This is a genomic window from Candidatus Aquiluna sp. UB-MaderosW2red (genome assembly GCF_900100865.1).
Classification (GTDB): Bacteria; Actinomycetota; Actinomycetes; order Actinomycetales; family Microbacteriaceae; genus Aquiluna.
On sequence record NZ_LT627734.1, the window covers coordinates 1,289,862 to 1,305,006 of the forward strand.

Consider the following 15,145-nt stretch of genomic DNA (forward strand, 5'->3'; position numbering starts at 1 on the left):
ACTGACCAATCAAAAACAAAAATCCCTTCAGGTCATTGCTTTGGTAGGCTGAAGTTTCGTTGGTCGCTTTTGATTCGCGACAACTAATCCCCCTTGGAGCAATAAATGATTGGCGTGCGCGACCTTGAGATTCGCATTGGCCCGCGAATCTTGATGCACGGGGTGAATTTCCGGGTAGACAAGGGTGACAAGGTTGGCCTCGTTGGTCGAAACGGTGCCGGCAAGACCACCTTGACCAAGATCCTCGCCGGCGATGGGCAACCCTCCCAGGGTTTCGTTGATCGCCAGGGCGAGATTGGCTATCTGCCTCAAGACCCTAGAAGCGGGGACCCGGAAGAGCTAGCTCGGACCAGGATTTTGAATGCCCGCGGGCTGGGATCGCTCATTGAAAAAATGACTCGCGCTACCGAAGAGATGGGCAGCTCAGACCCGAAGATTTCCGAAACCGCGATGACCAACTACGCCAAGTTTGAAGAACGCTTCCAAAATGCTGGGGGCTATGCCGCAGAGGCTGAAGCTGCCGCTATCGCAGGGAGCCTTAATATCAAAGGCGCTATTTTGGACCAGCCCCTGAAGACGCTATCGGGTGGTCAGCGCAGAAGGATTGAGTTGGCGAGGATTCTTTTCTCGGACGCCCAAACCATGATTCTGGATGAGCCAACAAACCACCTCGATGCCGACTCTGTTGTTTGGCTCAGGGAGTTTCTCAAAAACTATAAGGGTGGCCTGATTGTCATCAGTCACGATGTCGACCTGGTCGAAGACACTGTGAATCGCGTGTTTTACCTTGATGGCAACAGAACAGTGATTGACATCTACAACATGGGCTGGAACCAATACAAAAAGGCTCGCAACACCGACGAGGAACGCCGCAAGCGCGATCGCTCCATTGCCGAAAAAAAGGCCAGCACGCTTCAACTCCAAGCAGCCAAATTCGGCGCTAAGGCCTCCAAGGCAGTTGCCGCCAAGCAAATGGTTCGCCGAGCTGACGCCCTTCTGAATTCGCTTGAAGACGTCAGAGATGTCGAGCGAGTAGCCAAAATCAAGTTCCCCGACCCAGCCCCTTGTGGGCGCACTCCGCTGATGGCGGAGAACCTCTCCAAAAGCTACGGCTCACTAGAAATCTTCACCGCAGTCGACCTAGCGATTGACAAAGGCTCCAAGGTTGTCATCATCGGCCTAAACGGTGCCGGCAAGACTACGCTTCTGAGGATCCTGGCAGGAGTCGATAAACCAGACACCGGACACCTAATCGAAGGGCACGGGGTAAAGGTCGGTTATTTCGCTCAGGAGCACGAAACTCTTGATGTCAACCGAACCGTATTGCAGAACATGCAGGATGCTGCACCGCAGATCCCTGACACTGATGCCAGAAAAGTCTTAGGGTCCTTCTTATTCACCGGTGACGACGTGAATAAGCCAGCAGGCGTGCTTTCCGGTGGGGAAAAAACTCGGCTAGCACTCGCGTCACTTGTGGTTTCATCCGCCAACGTGCTTTTACTGGACGAGCCAACCAACAACCTAGACCCAGCTAGTCGGGAGGAAATCCTCAATGCATTGGCCACGTTCAAAGGTGCGATCGTCCTGGTCTCGCACGATGTGGGCGCGGTCAGAGCTCTAAACCCAGAGCGAGTGCTCATCCTGCCTGATGGCGATGAGGACCACTGGAACGAGGGCTACGCGGATCTTATTTCATTATCGTAGAAAGATTTGTCGGGATGACAGGATTTGAACCTGCGGCCCCCTGACCCCCAGCCAGGTGCGCTACCAAACTGCGCTACATCCCGCTAGCTAACTAGCTTGCATAGTCTATTGATGAATTCGACGCTCAAGCATTATCACGCCAACAATCAGGGCGGCTCCAAGTCCAAACGCGACTAGAACTGCACTCAGGTCGGTAATTTGGGAAAAGTTTTTTGCCTCGTCTTGCCAAGGCCATAAGGCCCTTAGGGATCCAAGCATCAATCCGGTCATTGCCACCAGCGTGATTCGTCTCTTGTTATTCAAAAGCCAGTCGAGGCCGGAAGCAAAACTCGCCAACCCTAAAATCGCACCCAAAACAAATAGCCCTAAATAGCCAATGTCTCGGTCATTCACCGCCTGAATGGTGGGGGTGTACATTCCAAGCGCCAAAAGCAGAAACGAACCCGAGATGCCAGGTAATACAAGTGCACAGACCGCGAGGGCAGCAGCCCCCACAATTACCAGGCCGCTTGGATTAGCCGGTGCCACTGAAGGCAGTGAGGTCAGCAGAAAAGCCAAGCTCGCAAAGCCAGCGCCAATCAAATAGTCCCTGAGTTTCCAGCGCCTAGCGGCCATGGAGAATGGGACATAGATCGAAGCCGTAATCATGCCAGCGAAGACTGCTTTGGAGAGCATTGGATAATCTCTAAGCAAAGGGGCAAGAACCGCAGCTGCCGAGATAATGGCCAGCACCATGCCAATCAGTAGCGGAATTAGAAGCACGAAATCGATCTTCTTGAACTCAACCAGCGCGGTTTTGGGCTTGAATCTAATTAGCCAAATCAAGCCCTCGACTGTGGCAGCGGCGGATCTTATGATTCGATCGTAGACTCCGGTAACCAATGCCACGGTGCCGCCAGACACTCCGGGAATTACCTCGGCGGTGCCAATTAGAAAACCCCTAAGTGCGCTCAGTAGGTGTTGAAACATTTTGTACTATTTGCCGCGCTTGCGGCGCTCCCTGACCCGGACGCCAATTTCAAGCGGGCTGCCTTCGAACCCGTAGGTTTCGCGAAGCTTACGAATAATAAACCTTCGGTAACCAGCTTCGATGAACCCCGATGCAAATAATACGAACTTTGGTGGCCTTGATGCGGCTTGGGTACCAAACAGGATCCTCGGTTGTTTTCCGCCACGAATCGGGTGGGGTGTTGAAGCCTGAAGTTCTTGCACAAAAGCATTTAGCTTGCCAGTTGGAATGCGCTGTTCCCAAGACTCTAAAGCGAGCTCAAGGGCTGGCACCAGCTTCTCGAGGTGGCGCCCGGTTAGAGCTGAGATATTGACCCGCGGAGCCCAATCAACGTGAGCCAGGTCCCGGTCAATTTCCTTTTCGATGTAAATACGTCGCTCATCATCTAGCATGTCCCACTTATTGAAGGCCAGCACGAGAGCCCGGCCCGAATCAAGGGCCAACTGCACGATTCTGATATCGGCCTCGCTAATTGGCTCTGTGACATCAAATAACACGACCGCAACTTCAGCGCGTTCGAGAGCGGCAGCTGTTCTTAGGGATGCATAGAAGTCTGCGCCAACTACACGGTGAAGCCTTCTCCTAATGCCCGCAGTATCGATGAAGCGCCATATCTTGCCGGCAATCTCGACTTGCTCATCGACCGGGTCACGGGTGGTTCCAGCTAAATCGCTAACCACGGCGCGATTGGTTCCGGTGGCCTTATTCAAAAGCGAAGACTTGCCAACATTGGGACGCCCGATTAGAGCTACTCGACGTGGCCCTGAGTACTCATCTTTTGCGATGTTGGATTTTTCTGGAAGGGTCTTGAGGGCCGCGTCCAAAAGATCGGCCACTCCCCTGCCGTGAAGGGCAGACACCGGATAGGGCTGTCCTAGGCCGAGCGACCAAAGCGCTGCGGCCTCAGCCTCGAGGTGATAATCATCAATTTTATTGGCCACCAAAAACACCGGTTTGCCTGATGCGCGAAGCATCTTCACAACTTTTTCATCCGAAAAAGTTGCACCAACTAGGGCGTCCACTACGAATAGGACCGCATCCGCTAGTTCGACTGCGATTTCGGCCTGCTCGGCGACCGCGGCATCTAGGCCCATTGCACCGTGCTCCCAGCCACCGGTGTCCACCAGGGTCAGTGCCCTGCCGTTCCAGTCAGCCTTATAGGAGACTCGGTCTCGAGTGATACCAGGCTTATCTTCGACCACAGCTTCGCGACGACCCAGAATCCTGTTGACCAACGCGGATTTTCCAACGTTTGGTCTTCCGACAATCGCCAGTACCGGCGGAGCTGGGTTGTATCTGGGGGTTGAGTCATCATCGAGCGCAAGCCCTAGTAACGCTAGGTCTTCTTCTTCGAGCTCGTAGTCCTCGAGTTCTTCTCTTAAAATTTCAGTTCTAGCCAGATCAATTTCTGGGTCAAATTCTTCAGCCATGCTTTTTTGCCTCAATCACTTCTAGCACCTTTTGGACGCTACCTTCGAAATCCAAATTGGTAGTGTCGACTAGTTCAACACCGGGTGAGGGCGTCATAAAATCAACGACTTTTGAATCGCTTTTGTCTCTTTGGGCCAAATTCTCGGCAGACTCGGTCTGCTCTAGGCCCCTTCTTTTCATTCGCACTTCTTCTGAAGCGGTTAGCAGTATTCTAACCGCTGCATTGGGGGCAACAACAGTGGTGATATCTCGACCCTCCACCACTATGCCTGGTAGGTCGCAACACAGGATTCTCGCGCTGGCATCGGAATTCTGGAATTTTCGAATTATCAGGTTCCGCGCTATGGCGCCCACCGCTTTGGCGATGGCGTCAGTTCGAATCAATTCGGTAACGTCTTGGCCGTTGAGAAAAACGCTCTGGGCACCGGGGTCCATGGAAATGCTGTAGCCAAAGGATTCCGCGAGATGTTCGGCAGGCACTTCCGGATTATTCAGGGCGTGGATTGCAAAAGCTCGGTACCCGGCGCCGGTGTCAAGGTAACCAAACCCCAACCTAGCTGCCACGGCCCTACTCACACTGGATTTTCCTGATCCAGCCGGGCCGTCAATCGCCACGACAAACCCAGTCACTAGACCAGCCGCCAACCGTTTTCGGATAGTTTTTCAACCAAGCGACCGGCGGACTCTGGCAATACTTGGAGCTCTACCAAACCAATTGCGGCGCCGGGTGAGTGCTCGAGCTTTAGATCCTCGATGTTGACACCGATTTCGCCAATGAATACGAGCAGGCCTGCCAATGCTCCTGGCGAGTCGTCAATAACCACGGTCACAAGCTGATACTCGAGGAATTTACCCCCGTGTTTGCCCGGTATCCTCGCAACCCCACGATTACCCGCATCCAAAATCGAATGAACCCTCGCCAGCGCACCAACTTCATCAAGATTCGCAATGCTTGCTACCAGTTGATTCAAATCCGATTGCAAATCCACCAAAAGTGGCAAAATCTGGGGGGCATTTTGGCTAATTATCTGAATCCACAAATCTGAGTCACTTGAGGCAATGCGGGCTGTGTCGCGCAGGCCTTGACCAGCAAGATTCAACTGCTCCTCAGAACCCGCAACCAGCCTTGCCGCCAATAAAGATGAAAGCAGTTGTGGCAAATGCGACACCAGAGCAACCGCCGAATCATGCCTTTCAACGCTCAGTTCAATTGGCAATGCTCCCAGGCGACTCGCAGTGTCTCTAATCAGAGCGACTGCTAGCGAGTCGTTATCTACTCTCGGGGTTATTACCCAAGGTCTGGCGAAAAATAAATCCGCTCTTGCCGAACCGGGGCCACCTTTTTCCCGACCAGCCATCGGGTGGGAGCCGACGTATCTTGCAAGCTCGGCCAAAGTCACCTGGCTGGCAACTTCCTGCAGAATAAAAGCCTTGACGCTAGCAACATCCGTCACGATCGCCTTCGGGTATTTTTTGAGCTGATTGACAACCGCTTGAGCAGTAAAGTCCGGCGGAACGCACACAAAGACCAAATCGGGTTCTTGAAAAGGCTTGACGCCGGCACCATATTCAATGGCGAGCCTCTGGTTGGCCTTAGATAAATCTTCAATAGCCGGAACCACGCCCTGCCGGGATAGCGCAAGGCCCAGGCTGGTGCCCAACAACCCTGCCCCAATAATCAGTACTTTTGGATCACTCACTGAGCTAGATCTGTCCTAAGCCCACTTGCGCCGCGCAAGTAGACGTGTTGAATCTCGCTCCGAGACTTTGGGGTTTCGGCGTGCATCATTAGGCGAATCACCAGGGGCATTGCACTTTTCACATTCATCTCCACGCTGCACATCAGGGGCACATCCCCCAAGCCAAGCTCCCTGGCTGCGAGCGCCGGAAACTCACTCACAACATCCGGGGTCGCAGTGAACCAAATAGAAATTAGATTTGCGACTTCTAAGTCGTTCTCGTGCAGGACCTTGGTAACCAGTTCAGCGGTTAATTGCAAAAGGTGGCTGCGCTCATCTTGGTCAAGCTGAATTGCGCCGCGAATCGCCCTAACCGCCATTACTGCCTCTTTCTAGCCTTTTCAGAAGATTGCGCCGCTTCCATCAGCGAACTAACCTCCAGCTTACCCAGCTCACGATATTGACCTGGCTTGAGGTTGCCCAACCGAAGCGGGCCGAAGCTTTTTCGGGTGAGATCTAGCACCGGGAAACCGATTTCTTCGAACATCCGACGAACAACGCGGTTCTTCCCGGAGTGCATAGATAACTCGACCAAAGATGATTGCTCGTTTTGATCTATAACCTTCGCCGCATCAGCCTTGGATACGCCATCCTCAAGCTTCACCCCTTCGGTGAGTTTGGTCATCTCTGCTCTAGTTATTTGACCGCGCACTTTGGCAAAATATACCTTTTGAACACCAAAAGATGGGTGTGCCAGCTGGTTGGCTAGCTCTCCATCATTTGTCATGAGCAAAATACCCGTGGTCTCGGAATCCAGTCTCCCAACATTGAAGACTCGATCAAAACCAAGAAAATAGTCCGCCAGACAGGGTCGACCGTTTTCATCCTTCATCGTAGACACGACGCCCTTGGGTTTGTGAAAAGCGATATAAACCCGATCCGGGTCCATCTGAATTGGGCGACCGTCCACCGAAACCATATCCTCCAAAGGATTGATTCGGCTGCCTAGCTCGGTTACTACTTTGCCGTTGACTCTAACCTTGCCCTTGACGATTAGCTCTTCGGATGCCCTTCTCGATGCAACCCCCGCAGCAGCAAGTGCCTTTTGGAGTCTTACTCCCTCATTCTCAATCAATGTCATCCTGACCTGGTAGATACGGGCTCACTAAAGGAAGCTCTTCCAGTGAGTTTATTCCTAGCACTTCTAATAAAAGATCAGTCGTGCCAAACATAGCGGCGCCACTGTCGCCATCAAGATAAAGCTCAGTGATGAGGCCTCGAGATAAGAGCGTGCGCACCACGGAGTCTACGTTTACTCCCCTGATTGAGGAAACCTGGCCCCGGGCCACCGGCTGCCGATAAGCGATCACGGCTAAGGTCTCAAGAGCAGCCTGGGATAGTTTCGCGGGGTTTTCATTTGCCACCAGTTGCTTAACCGCCCAGTCGTGGTCGCTCCTGACATAAAGCCGGAAGCCCCCGCCAACCTCGCGAATCTCAAAACCACGACCGGCGCCATTATTGGCCTGGTCGTATTCCGCCCTGAGGGCTTCTAGTTCCTCTCGAACCGAGTTGATTGGGACCTCTAGGGCACCCGCTATTGTGATTATGTTCAGGGGGGTCTCTGCTACAACCAGTATCGCCTCCAGCCCAGCGCGCAGCTGAAAATCAGTCATCGAATTCCGATCCCAACTGCGTTAGTTGATCCATACTAAAGGCCTCATCTGCCCACAAGACGGTAAAATCCGCGAATGCTTCGGGCTGCAAAAAAGAAGCCGCGCCGATGCGGTAGAGCTCAAGAAGGCCCAAGAACCTCGCGACCAGCTCACTGCGATCTTTAGTTCCGTGCATCAACTCTCTAAATGTCGCAGAGCCAGTTTTACGAAGCAGCCCCACCATGAATCTGGCCTGCTCTCTAATACTCACTTTGGGTGCGTGTAAGTGGGTTAGCCCGACACCGGGAATTGCTATGGGTAAAAATGCCAATTCTGCAATCTTTGCGAACTCGTCAAGTTCAGTAGTCCACCTGAGCTCTGGGCGTGCGTTCCTAAAGCGATCCTCCAAGCGAACCTCGCGAGGAATCCTGCTCGACTCGATTTCCAGCGAGGTGGAAAACCAACTGGCAATTTCCTTAAATGCCCGATACTGCAAGAGCCTTGCGAATAAGAGGTCTCTTGACTCAAGCATTGCTACATCTTCGGCATCTACCACCTCCCCCTGCGGCAAAAGACTCGCGATTTTGATATCCAAAAGGGTTGCTGCGATCACTAGGAATTCACTCGCGCTATTAATTTCGGCTTTGGCATCAAGCTTTCTGACGTAGCTCAGGAACTCCTCGGTGACTTTCGAAAGTGAAATCAGAGTGATATCGAGCTCGTGCTTACCAATCAGCCGAAGCAGTAAATCGAAAGGGCCCTCGAAATTATCTAGCTGGAGCTGAAAATCAATTTCCGATTCAAGCTGCACTGCCACGCGCTACCAGCTCCCTGGCCACCCGTCGATACGCCTCGGCGGCTTCGGAATTGGGGGCGAATGTCGTTATTGGCTTGCCGGCAACGGTTGCGTCTGGGAACTTTACGGTGCGGTCGACCGCGGTGTCAAAGACCTCTCCAGGGAACGCTTCGCGCAGGCGCTCCAAGACCTCCCGAGCGTGCAGCGTGCGATTATCGTGCATAGTGGGAATCAGGCCGTCCAGAGTAAGGCTGGGGTTGGTGCGGGCCTTCACTTTTTCGATGGTCTGAACCAGCAGCGCCACCCCTCGCAGGGCAAAAAACTCGGTTGCCATAGGAATCAAAACTCCGTGGGCCGCTGTCAGGGCATTTACGGTCAAAAGCCCAAGAGATGGTTGGCAATCGATAAATATCACGTCGTATTCGTTTTTAACCTTTGCCAAAATGCCATCCAGAATTCTCTCTCGACCCATTTCGGTGACCAGGTTCATCTCGGCAGCTGATAGGTCAATGTTTGCCGGAATTATGTCTAAATTTTCGATTTCAGTCTTCTGAATGGCCGTGTGTGGGTCCATCCCGGCATTCATCATCAGTTCGTAAATAGTCGGTGCGTCCTGGTAGTCAGCAGCTAGGTTCACGCTCAGAGCGCCCTGAGGATCAAAATCAACTACGAGCACCTTGCGGCCATACTCCGCAAGAGAGGCTGCCAGATTGATGGTGGTGGTGGTTTTCCCAACACCACCTTTTTGATTGCACATAGCAATAATTCGAGCCGGGCCATGCTGCTTTAGCGTTGCCGGAACGGGGAATACCTTTTCAGAAAGGAACACCGGTACCTCCAGTTGTTTGTGGCTAAATCCTATCGCTGAGCGCGCGGATGCGCAGCGTGGTAGACCTCTCTGAGGGTGTCAATAGTCACCATTGTGTAAATCTGGGTCGTGGCCACCGAGGAGTGACCAAGGAGCTCCTGAACCACCCTGACATCGGCCCCACCTTCAATTAGATGGGTCGCAAAACAATGCCTCAGGGTGTGGGGCGAGACAGCAAGTTCGCATGCCTTGCCCGCTTTTTGAATTACCTCCCAAATGCTTTGCCTAGAGAGCCTTCCACCTCGCTGATTGAGAAATAATGCTGGCAATCCAGTCTTTTTGTTCAGTAACGGTCTAGTTCTAATTAAATAAGCATCCAAAGACTTCAAGGCATACGAGCCAATTGGAACGATTCTTTCCTTTGCGCCCTTGCCTCTGACTCTCATGAGGCCCTGACCTACTATTTCATCCAGGTCTAAATCGACTATTTCGCTGACCCGAGCCCCAGAGGAATACATCAGCTCCAAGATTGCGCGATTGCGCAGCCCAATCGGGTCGGCCGATTCATCGGTTGGTTCCGGTCCACTGGCAGCTAGGAGTTTAAGAACCTGGTCTTGACTGAGCGCTTTGGGAAGTCGCATCGGGAGCTTTATGGGTCTCAGCCGCGCTGTCGGATCGTCAGTTCTAAGATTCTCGAGCAACAAAAACCTGTGAAATCCCCTTACCGCCGCCAAAATACGAGCGCAGCTAGTCGACTTTAATCCGGATTCACTCAGAGTGACCACGAAATCTTGCACAAGTTCGGCTGTCACACCCTCGACCGATGCGCCAAGCCGGCTTAGATATCCGAAGTACTTGGCGAGGTCATTTTTGTAGGCAGCCAGAGTGTTTTTACTCAAACCGCGCTCCACGGTTAGATGCCGCAAATATTTATCTAGCGGCTGCAATTGCTAGCTCTCGTCGAATAGTTTTTGCTGCTTTTGGCGCTCCAGCGCTGCTTTTACCAAACCGTGAAACAGTGGGTGAGCTTTAGTTGGCCGCGACTTGAACTCTGGGTGAGCCTGGGTTGCTAGGTAATAAGGGTGCACGCTTTTTGGAAGTTCTACGTATTCAACCAAGGTGCCATCCGGAGAGGTCCCAGAAAACACCAGTCCGGCCGCCGCGATCTGCTCACGGTACTGGTTATTTACCTCGTAGCGGTGGCGATGACGCTCAAGCGCTGATTCTGCCTGATAGGCATTTGCCACAATCGAACCGGAAGTCAATTTGGCCTCGTATACCCCAAGCCTCATTGTGCCCCCCATGTCTCCAGAAGCCAGGACATCAACCTGCTCGGCCATGGTTGCAATTACGGGATGTTGAGCGTCTTGCTCAAATTCACTAGAGGTGGCACCCGCTATGCCAGCAACGTTTCTCGAATATTCAATCACCATGCACTGCAGCCCCAAGCAAAGGCCGAGGGTAGGGATCTGGTTCTCTCGAGCAAACCTAAGCGCTCCGAGTTTTCCCTCAATTCCCCTGATGCCGAATCCTCCGGGGACACAAATTGCATCCAAATCTGCCAACTGATCGCGAGCGCCGCCCTGGGTTTCACAATCATCAGACTTAATCCAGCGAATCGAAACCTTCGTGTTTTCGGCAAATCCACCGGCTCGGAGTGCTTCTGTCACAGAAAGGTAGGCGTCGGGCAGATCGATGTACTTGCCAACTAGACCGATAGTGATTTCATGCTTTGGGTCGTGGACAGCGTCCAGAACTGGTTGCCAGTGAGACCAGTCCACTTCGCCACAGACTAATCCGAGCTTGCGGATGATATAAGTATCGAGACCTTCGGAGTTTAGGACCTTTGGAATGTCGTAGATTGAATTGGCATCTGCGGCGGTCACAACCGCCTCGCGATCTACGTCACACATTGAAGCAATCTTGTTCTTGATTGAATCTGGCAGCTCGCGATCAGCTCGACAAACAATCGCATCCGGCTGAATACCGAGAGAGCGAAGCATGGCAACCGAGTGCTGGGTTGGCTTGGTCTTGAGTTCCCCCGATGGCTTCAGATAGGGAACCAGGGTGACGTGAACAAAAAATACATTATCGCGACCAATATCTTGCCGGACCTGCCTAGCCGCCTCCATAAATGGCTGAGACTCGATGTCTCCTACGGTCCCACCGATTTCGGTAATAATCACATCGGGAACCGGGTCTTGATCCGCCTGGAGTCGCATTCTACGTTTTAGCTCGTCGGTTATGTGAGGAATCACCTGAACCGTGTCACCGAGATACTCACCGCGTCGCTCTTTGGCAATCACGGTGGAATAAGCCTGGCCCGTGGTGACATTGGCTGCCGCGTTTAGGTTGATATCTAAAAAGCGCTCATAGTGGCCGATATCGAGATCTGTTTCGGCACCGTCCTCGGTGACGTAGACCTCGCCGTGTTGAAAAGGGTTCATTGTCCCGGGGTCAACGTTTAGATAAGGGTCTAGCTTCTGCATAACCACCAGGAGGCCGCGAGCTCGAAGCAGGTTTCCCAGCGAGGCGGCGGTCAAGCCCTTGCCTAATGAAGAGGCGACGCCTCCGGTAACAAAGATATGTCTTGGAGTTTGTGCACGTTCAGCCATGGAATCTGAATCTATCAGCGATTAGTCCGGCAGTTATCAGTGACACGAAACTTTGCTAGCTAGTTTGTAAAAGTTCTCTGGCATGCTGAATTGCCACCGCAGAATCGGGGCTACCCGAGAGCATTCTTGCCAGCTCAACCTCGCGGTCGTGACCAAAAAGCTCACTCACTGATGTTGCAGTAAATTCGCCAGAGGAGTTTTTTGACACCAAAAGTTGATGGTCCGCAAATGCGGCGACCTGGGCTAGGTGTGTAACCACAATCACCTGCGTGGTCTCGGATAGCTTCTTTAGTCTTCGCCCTAATTCCACTGCCGCTTGGCCGCCAACCCCGGCATCGACCTCGTCGAAAACCATTGTGGGGAGTGTGTTCGATTCAGCCAACACCAGTTCGATGGCCAACATTATTCTTGACAACTCTCCACCCGAAGCACCCTTGGCAAGAGGCCTAGGCTGGGCCCCCAAATGCGAGGCGAGAAGAAACTCAATTGAATCTTTACCGGTGGCTTCAAACTCGGCCAATTCGCCAACCGAGATGACCAGCGCCGAGCCGCCCATCGCGAGTTGCGAAAGCTCCACGCTCACCAAATGGCTAAGTCGTTCGCTTGCAGAAATGCGGGCCTTGGTCAACCCAAGAGCGGCCTCGGTTAAAGCCGAGAGCTCTGCTGCGAGTTGCTTTTCTAAATTCTCAAGCTGCTCATCAGAGGAATCGAGATTCAACATCTGCAGTCGAAGCGCTGGCAAAGATTCCACTAGCTCATCACAACTCCTGCCGTGTTTGCGCTCGAGTGAAATAAGCTCCGCCCTTCTGGAGAGTAACTTCTGCAATAAAGAGGGGTCTGCATCTAGGTCTGAGAGGTAAGAGGATAAATCCGCAGCAACCTCACCAGCGAGCATGCCAATCTCCTTGAGTCGCTCGCTCAGGGCCAGCAGAATTGGATCGCTGGATAACTCAAGGGCCTTGCGCGCCGACGCAGCAAGCGACATAACATCCGAGCTGGTTTCGGAGCTAAGAGCATCGTGAGACTTATCTGCTGCCTCGCGAAGAGACTCCACATTTCCTAGTCGCTCAACTTTTTCTGATAGCTCCTCTAGCTCTCCGAGAAAGGGATCGAGGGCTTCGATGTCAAATATCAGCTCTCGAAGTTTCGACAGTGCCACTTGTTCCTCGGCACTACTGCCTCTAATGCGTTTTAGCTGAGCAGCCAAGGCTCGATGACTTAAATAATTTCCCGAGTATGTGCTCAACGCCTTGGCGAGTTCAGCTCCGCCGAAGGCGTCAAGGGCTTCACGCTGAGCGCCCGCAGAGCGCAATCGCAGTTGATCTGATTGCCCGTGAACGGTAACCAACTGATCGGCAATCAGAGACAGAACGGAAATGGGTACCGAAGCCCCAGAAATTGCCGCCTTTGACCTGCCGTCTTGCGAAACCGTTCGATTCACGATCAGCTCACCTTCTGAAAGATCAGCACCAAGATCAATAAGTTGCTCGGAGAGTGACGAATCCACCCCGAACCAACGTCCCTCTGCAAAAAGCGAGCTCTCACCATTGCGAACCGAACCAGAGTCTGCTCGTCCGCCAAGCAGAAGATTCAAGGCTGTTAAAACCATGGTCTTTCCAGCGCCAGTCTCCCCCGTCAGTGCGGTGAAGCCTGCTGAAAGATTCAACTGCGCCGAACTTATTACTCCGAGGTTTCTTATTGAAATTGACTCAATCAATTCGGGGACTCCGGACCCCTCCAGCCAACAACTGGCAGGGCGAATTTTCTGACCAAGCGATCCGTGAAGGGAGCGTCACTCAGCACAATCATTGGTATTGAGGTATCCGATTTATAAACTTCGACCCTGGATCCGGGGCTCAAATCAAAGCTGCGCCTACCATCACACCACATCACTCCAGCACTCGCACTTCGAGCAAGGACCTCGATGGCAATCTCCGTGTTTGTGCCTAAAACAAGTGGCCGCGCAAATAGGGCGTGTGCGCTCAGGGGGACAAGCAGAAGCGCTTCGACATTTGGCCAGACAACCGGTCCTCCAGCGCTAAAGGCGTAAGCCGTGGATCCGGTGGGAGTTGATACCAGTACACCATCGCAGCCAAATGCCGCCAGTGGCCGACCATCCACCTCCATGACTACCTCGAGGACCCGCTCACGAGCACTTTTTTCTACGGTCACCTCATTGAGTGCCCAGGAATTAAAAACCTCAACACCTGAAACCATCACCGAAACTTCGAGGGCGACTCGGTTTCTAACTTTGTAATCCTTTTGAGCAAGGGCGGCGATTGCCGCGTCCAGACCAATAAGTTCCGCCTCTGCCATGAATCCGACGTGACCCGTATTGATTCCAAGAATAGGGACATTTTTCCCAAAGGTTAGTTCGGCAGCTCGAAGGATGCTCCCGTCACCCCCTAAGACCACCACGGCTTCGAGCTTCTGGGAATCATATTCGACTCGAGACTCAATCTCGGCCCCTTGAGATTCAAGCCTGGATAGCTCGCCCGGTTCAAAAAGGCAGCTCAGCCCGTTGGCTGAGAGCAGCTGGCAGACATCCGAAACCAAGCTCGCCTGCGTCTGCGACTGAGCATTGGTAACTAGAAGAATGTTGCGGCTCATTTGCCCTTGGCCAACCTCTCAATTTCTTTAGACCATTGTTGCCGATTATTTTCCCGATTTGGCGTTATCCACAACAAGAACTCCACGTTTCCGTGGGTCCCTTTTAGGCTCGAAGTTGTCAACCCGGAGATTTCATACCCCAACTGCACCGCATTATCGGCCACCTGGGACATTGCCCTCGCCTTCTCCCGCCAGTCAGTAACTATTCCGTTGGCACTAAGCGAGTGCTTTCCAACCTCAAATTGAGGCTTCACCAAAAGCACCATCGGCGCTTTTGGTGCAAGCTCTGCTAGCTGACTTAATACCAGCGTAAGAGAGATAAAGCTCAGATCCGCAACCACCAGTGAGAAATCAAGATTTTTGCCAACAAGCTCTTTTAAGGAGCCAGGGGTTAGGTCGCGAAGGTTGCACCCTTCAAGAGAAATGACTCGCCCGTCATTTTTCAATTCGGCAACTAGCTGGTCGTGACCTACATCCACCGCAACTACCCCGTGTGCGCCCTGTTCAAGAAGAACCTGAGTGAAGCCTCCGGTAGATGACCCAGCGTCAAGACACCAGCCAGTTGGGGTCACTCCGAACTCAATCAGCGCCTCAGCTAGCTTCTGTCCAGCCCTAGAGACATAGTTAGCCCCCTCCGTCAGGTTGACTAGGTCAGTCTCTTCGATTTTCGCTGAGGACTTTGTTGCCAACTTCCCGTTGACTTCAACCCTGTTCTGCGAGATTAGCTGCGCGGCCTGAGACCTGGAGCGCGCAAGCAGTCTCACGACCAACTCGATGTCTAGTCGCTCAGCCAATTAGTTGAGCAATTCTTCGATGCGAGAGATTACCCCGACAAGTGCGT

Annotated in this window: 15 protein-coding genes and 1 tRNA gene; 1 reads left to right on the forward strand and 15 read right to left on the reverse strand. The window is 52.8% G+C overall.

Annotated features, from left to right (window positions below; genetic code table 11):
• Positions 1 to 105 precede the first annotated feature (105 nt).
• Positions 106 to 1,704, forward strand: coding sequence for an ABC-F family ATP-binding cassette domain-containing protein (locus BLP47_RS06590; RefSeq protein WP_091851819.1), 1,599 nt, complete (start codon positions 106 to 108; stop codon positions 1,702 to 1,704).
• Between the two features lie 9 nt (positions 1,705 to 1,713).
• Here BLP47_RS06590 and BLP47_RS06595 read toward each other — a convergent pair.
• From BLP47_RS06595 to BLP47_RS06665, 15 genes are all read right to left on the reverse strand, one after another.
• A tRNA-Pro gene (locus BLP47_RS06595) sits at positions 1,714 to 1,787 on the reverse strand.
• A gap of 22 nt (positions 1,788 to 1,809) precedes the next feature.
• Positions 1,810 to 2,673 (reverse strand): DUF368 domain-containing protein, encoded by an 864-nt coding sequence (locus BLP47_RS06600; RefSeq protein ID WP_197672369.1) that lies wholly within the window; start codon positions 2,671 to 2,673, stop codon positions 1,810 to 1,812.
• A 6-nt stretch (positions 2,674 to 2,679) separates the two neighbouring features.
• Entirely contained in the window at positions 2,680 to 4,143 is a 1,464-nt protein-coding gene (gene der / locus BLP47_RS06605; protein ID WP_091851823.1) for a ribosome biogenesis GTPase Der, read from the reverse strand.
• Positions 4,136 to 4,774, reverse strand: coding sequence for a (d)CMP kinase (cmk, locus tag BLP47_RS06610; protein ID WP_091853045.1), 639 nt, complete (start codon positions 4,772 to 4,774; stop codon positions 4,136 to 4,138). The genes der and cmk overlap by 8 nt, the downstream gene beginning before the upstream one ends.
• Positions 4,774 to 5,844: a prephenate dehydrogenase gene (locus BLP47_RS06615; protein WP_091851826.1), complete on the reverse strand. Its 1,071-nt coding sequence runs from the start codon at positions 5,842 to 5,844 to the stop codon at positions 4,774 to 4,776. Before BLP47_RS06615 ends, cmk begins: the two co-directional genes overlap by 1 nt.
• Positions 5,841 to 6,203, reverse strand: a complete 363-nt coding sequence (aroH, locus tag BLP47_RS06620) for a chorismate mutase (protein WP_091851829.1) — start codon at positions 6,201 to 6,203, stop codon at positions 5,841 to 5,843. The genes BLP47_RS06615 and aroH overlap by 4 nt, the downstream gene beginning before the upstream one ends.
• Positions 6,203 to 6,958 (reverse strand): pseudouridine synthase, encoded by a 756-nt coding sequence (locus BLP47_RS06625; protein ID WP_249883312.1) that lies wholly within the window; start codon positions 6,956 to 6,958, stop codon positions 6,203 to 6,205. The genes aroH and BLP47_RS06625 overlap by 1 nt, the downstream gene beginning before the upstream one ends.
• Positions 6,951 to 7,496, reverse strand: coding sequence for an SMC-Scp complex subunit ScpB (gene scpB / locus BLP47_RS06630; RefSeq protein ID WP_091851835.1), 546 nt, complete (start codon positions 7,494 to 7,496; stop codon positions 6,951 to 6,953). Before scpB ends, BLP47_RS06625 begins: the two co-directional genes overlap by 8 nt.
• Positions 7,489 to 8,292, reverse strand: coding sequence for a ScpA family protein (locus BLP47_RS06635; protein ID WP_091851838.1), 804 nt, complete (start codon positions 8,290 to 8,292; stop codon positions 7,489 to 7,491). The genes scpB and BLP47_RS06635 overlap by 8 nt, the downstream gene beginning before the upstream one ends.
• Positions 8,276 to 9,100, reverse strand: a complete 825-nt coding sequence (locus BLP47_RS06640) for a ParA family protein (RefSeq protein WP_249883314.1) — start codon at positions 9,098 to 9,100, stop codon at positions 8,276 to 8,278. The genes BLP47_RS06635 and BLP47_RS06640 overlap by 17 nt, the downstream gene beginning before the upstream one ends.
• A gap of 29 nt (positions 9,101 to 9,129) precedes the next feature.
• Positions 9,130 to 9,978: a site-specific tyrosine recombinase XerD gene (locus BLP47_RS06645; protein WP_249883316.1), complete on the reverse strand. Its 849-nt coding sequence runs from the start codon at positions 9,976 to 9,978 to the stop codon at positions 9,130 to 9,132.
• A 51-nt stretch (positions 9,979 to 10,029) separates the two neighbouring features.
• A complete protein-coding gene (locus tag BLP47_RS06650; RefSeq protein ID WP_091851844.1) occupies positions 10,030 to 11,694 on the reverse strand; it encodes a CTP synthase in 1,665 nt (554 codons plus the stop codon).
• Between the two features lie 55 nt (positions 11,695 to 11,749).
• Positions 11,750 to 13,411: a DNA repair protein RecN gene (gene recN, locus BLP47_RS06655; RefSeq protein ID WP_091851846.1), complete on the reverse strand. Its 1,662-nt coding sequence runs from the start codon at positions 13,409 to 13,411 to the stop codon at positions 11,750 to 11,752.
• Positions 13,408 to 14,304 carry an NAD kinase gene (locus tag BLP47_RS06660; protein WP_091851848.1) on the reverse strand — a complete coding sequence of 299 codons (897 nt, stop codon included), beginning with the start codon at positions 14,302 to 14,304 and terminating at the stop codon, positions 13,408 to 13,410. Before BLP47_RS06660 ends, recN begins: the two co-directional genes overlap by 4 nt.
• Positions 14,301 to 15,098, reverse strand: coding sequence for a TlyA family RNA methyltransferase (locus BLP47_RS06665; protein WP_091851850.1), 798 nt, complete (start codon positions 15,096 to 15,098; stop codon positions 14,301 to 14,303). The genes BLP47_RS06660 and BLP47_RS06665 overlap by 4 nt, the downstream gene beginning before the upstream one ends.
• Between the last annotated feature and the right edge of the window lie 47 nt (positions 15,099 to 15,145).

What these genes read in the sequence shown, in the direction of transcription:
- BLP47_RS06590 (WP_091851819.1), top strand. Translation starts at nt 106, where the DNA reads ATGATTGGCGTGCGCGACCTTGAGATTCGCATTGGCCCGCGAATCTTG.
- BLP47_RS06600 (WP_197672369.1), bottom strand. Translation starts at nt 2,673, where the DNA reads ATGTTTCAACACCTACTGAGCGCACTTAGGGGTTTTCTAATTGGCACC.
- der (WP_091851823.1), bottom strand. Translation starts at nt 4,143, where the DNA reads ATGGCTGAAGAATTTGACCCAGAAATTGATCTGGCTAGAACTGAAATT.
- aroH (WP_091851829.1), bottom strand. Translation starts at nt 6,203, where the DNA reads ATGGCGGTTAGGGCGATTCGCGGCGCAATTCAGCTTGACCAAGATGAG.
- scpB (WP_091851835.1), bottom strand. Translation starts at nt 7,496, where the DNA reads ATGACTGATTTTCAGCTGCGCGCTGGGCTGGAGGCGATACTGGTTGTA.
- BLP47_RS06650 (WP_091851844.1), bottom strand. Translation starts at nt 11,694, where the DNA reads ATGGCTGAACGTGCACAAACTCCAAGACATATCTTTGTTACCGGAGGC.
- BLP47_RS06660 (WP_091851848.1), bottom strand. Translation starts at nt 14,304, where the DNA reads ATGAGCCGCAACATTCTTCTAGTTACCAATGCTCAGTCGCAGACGCAG.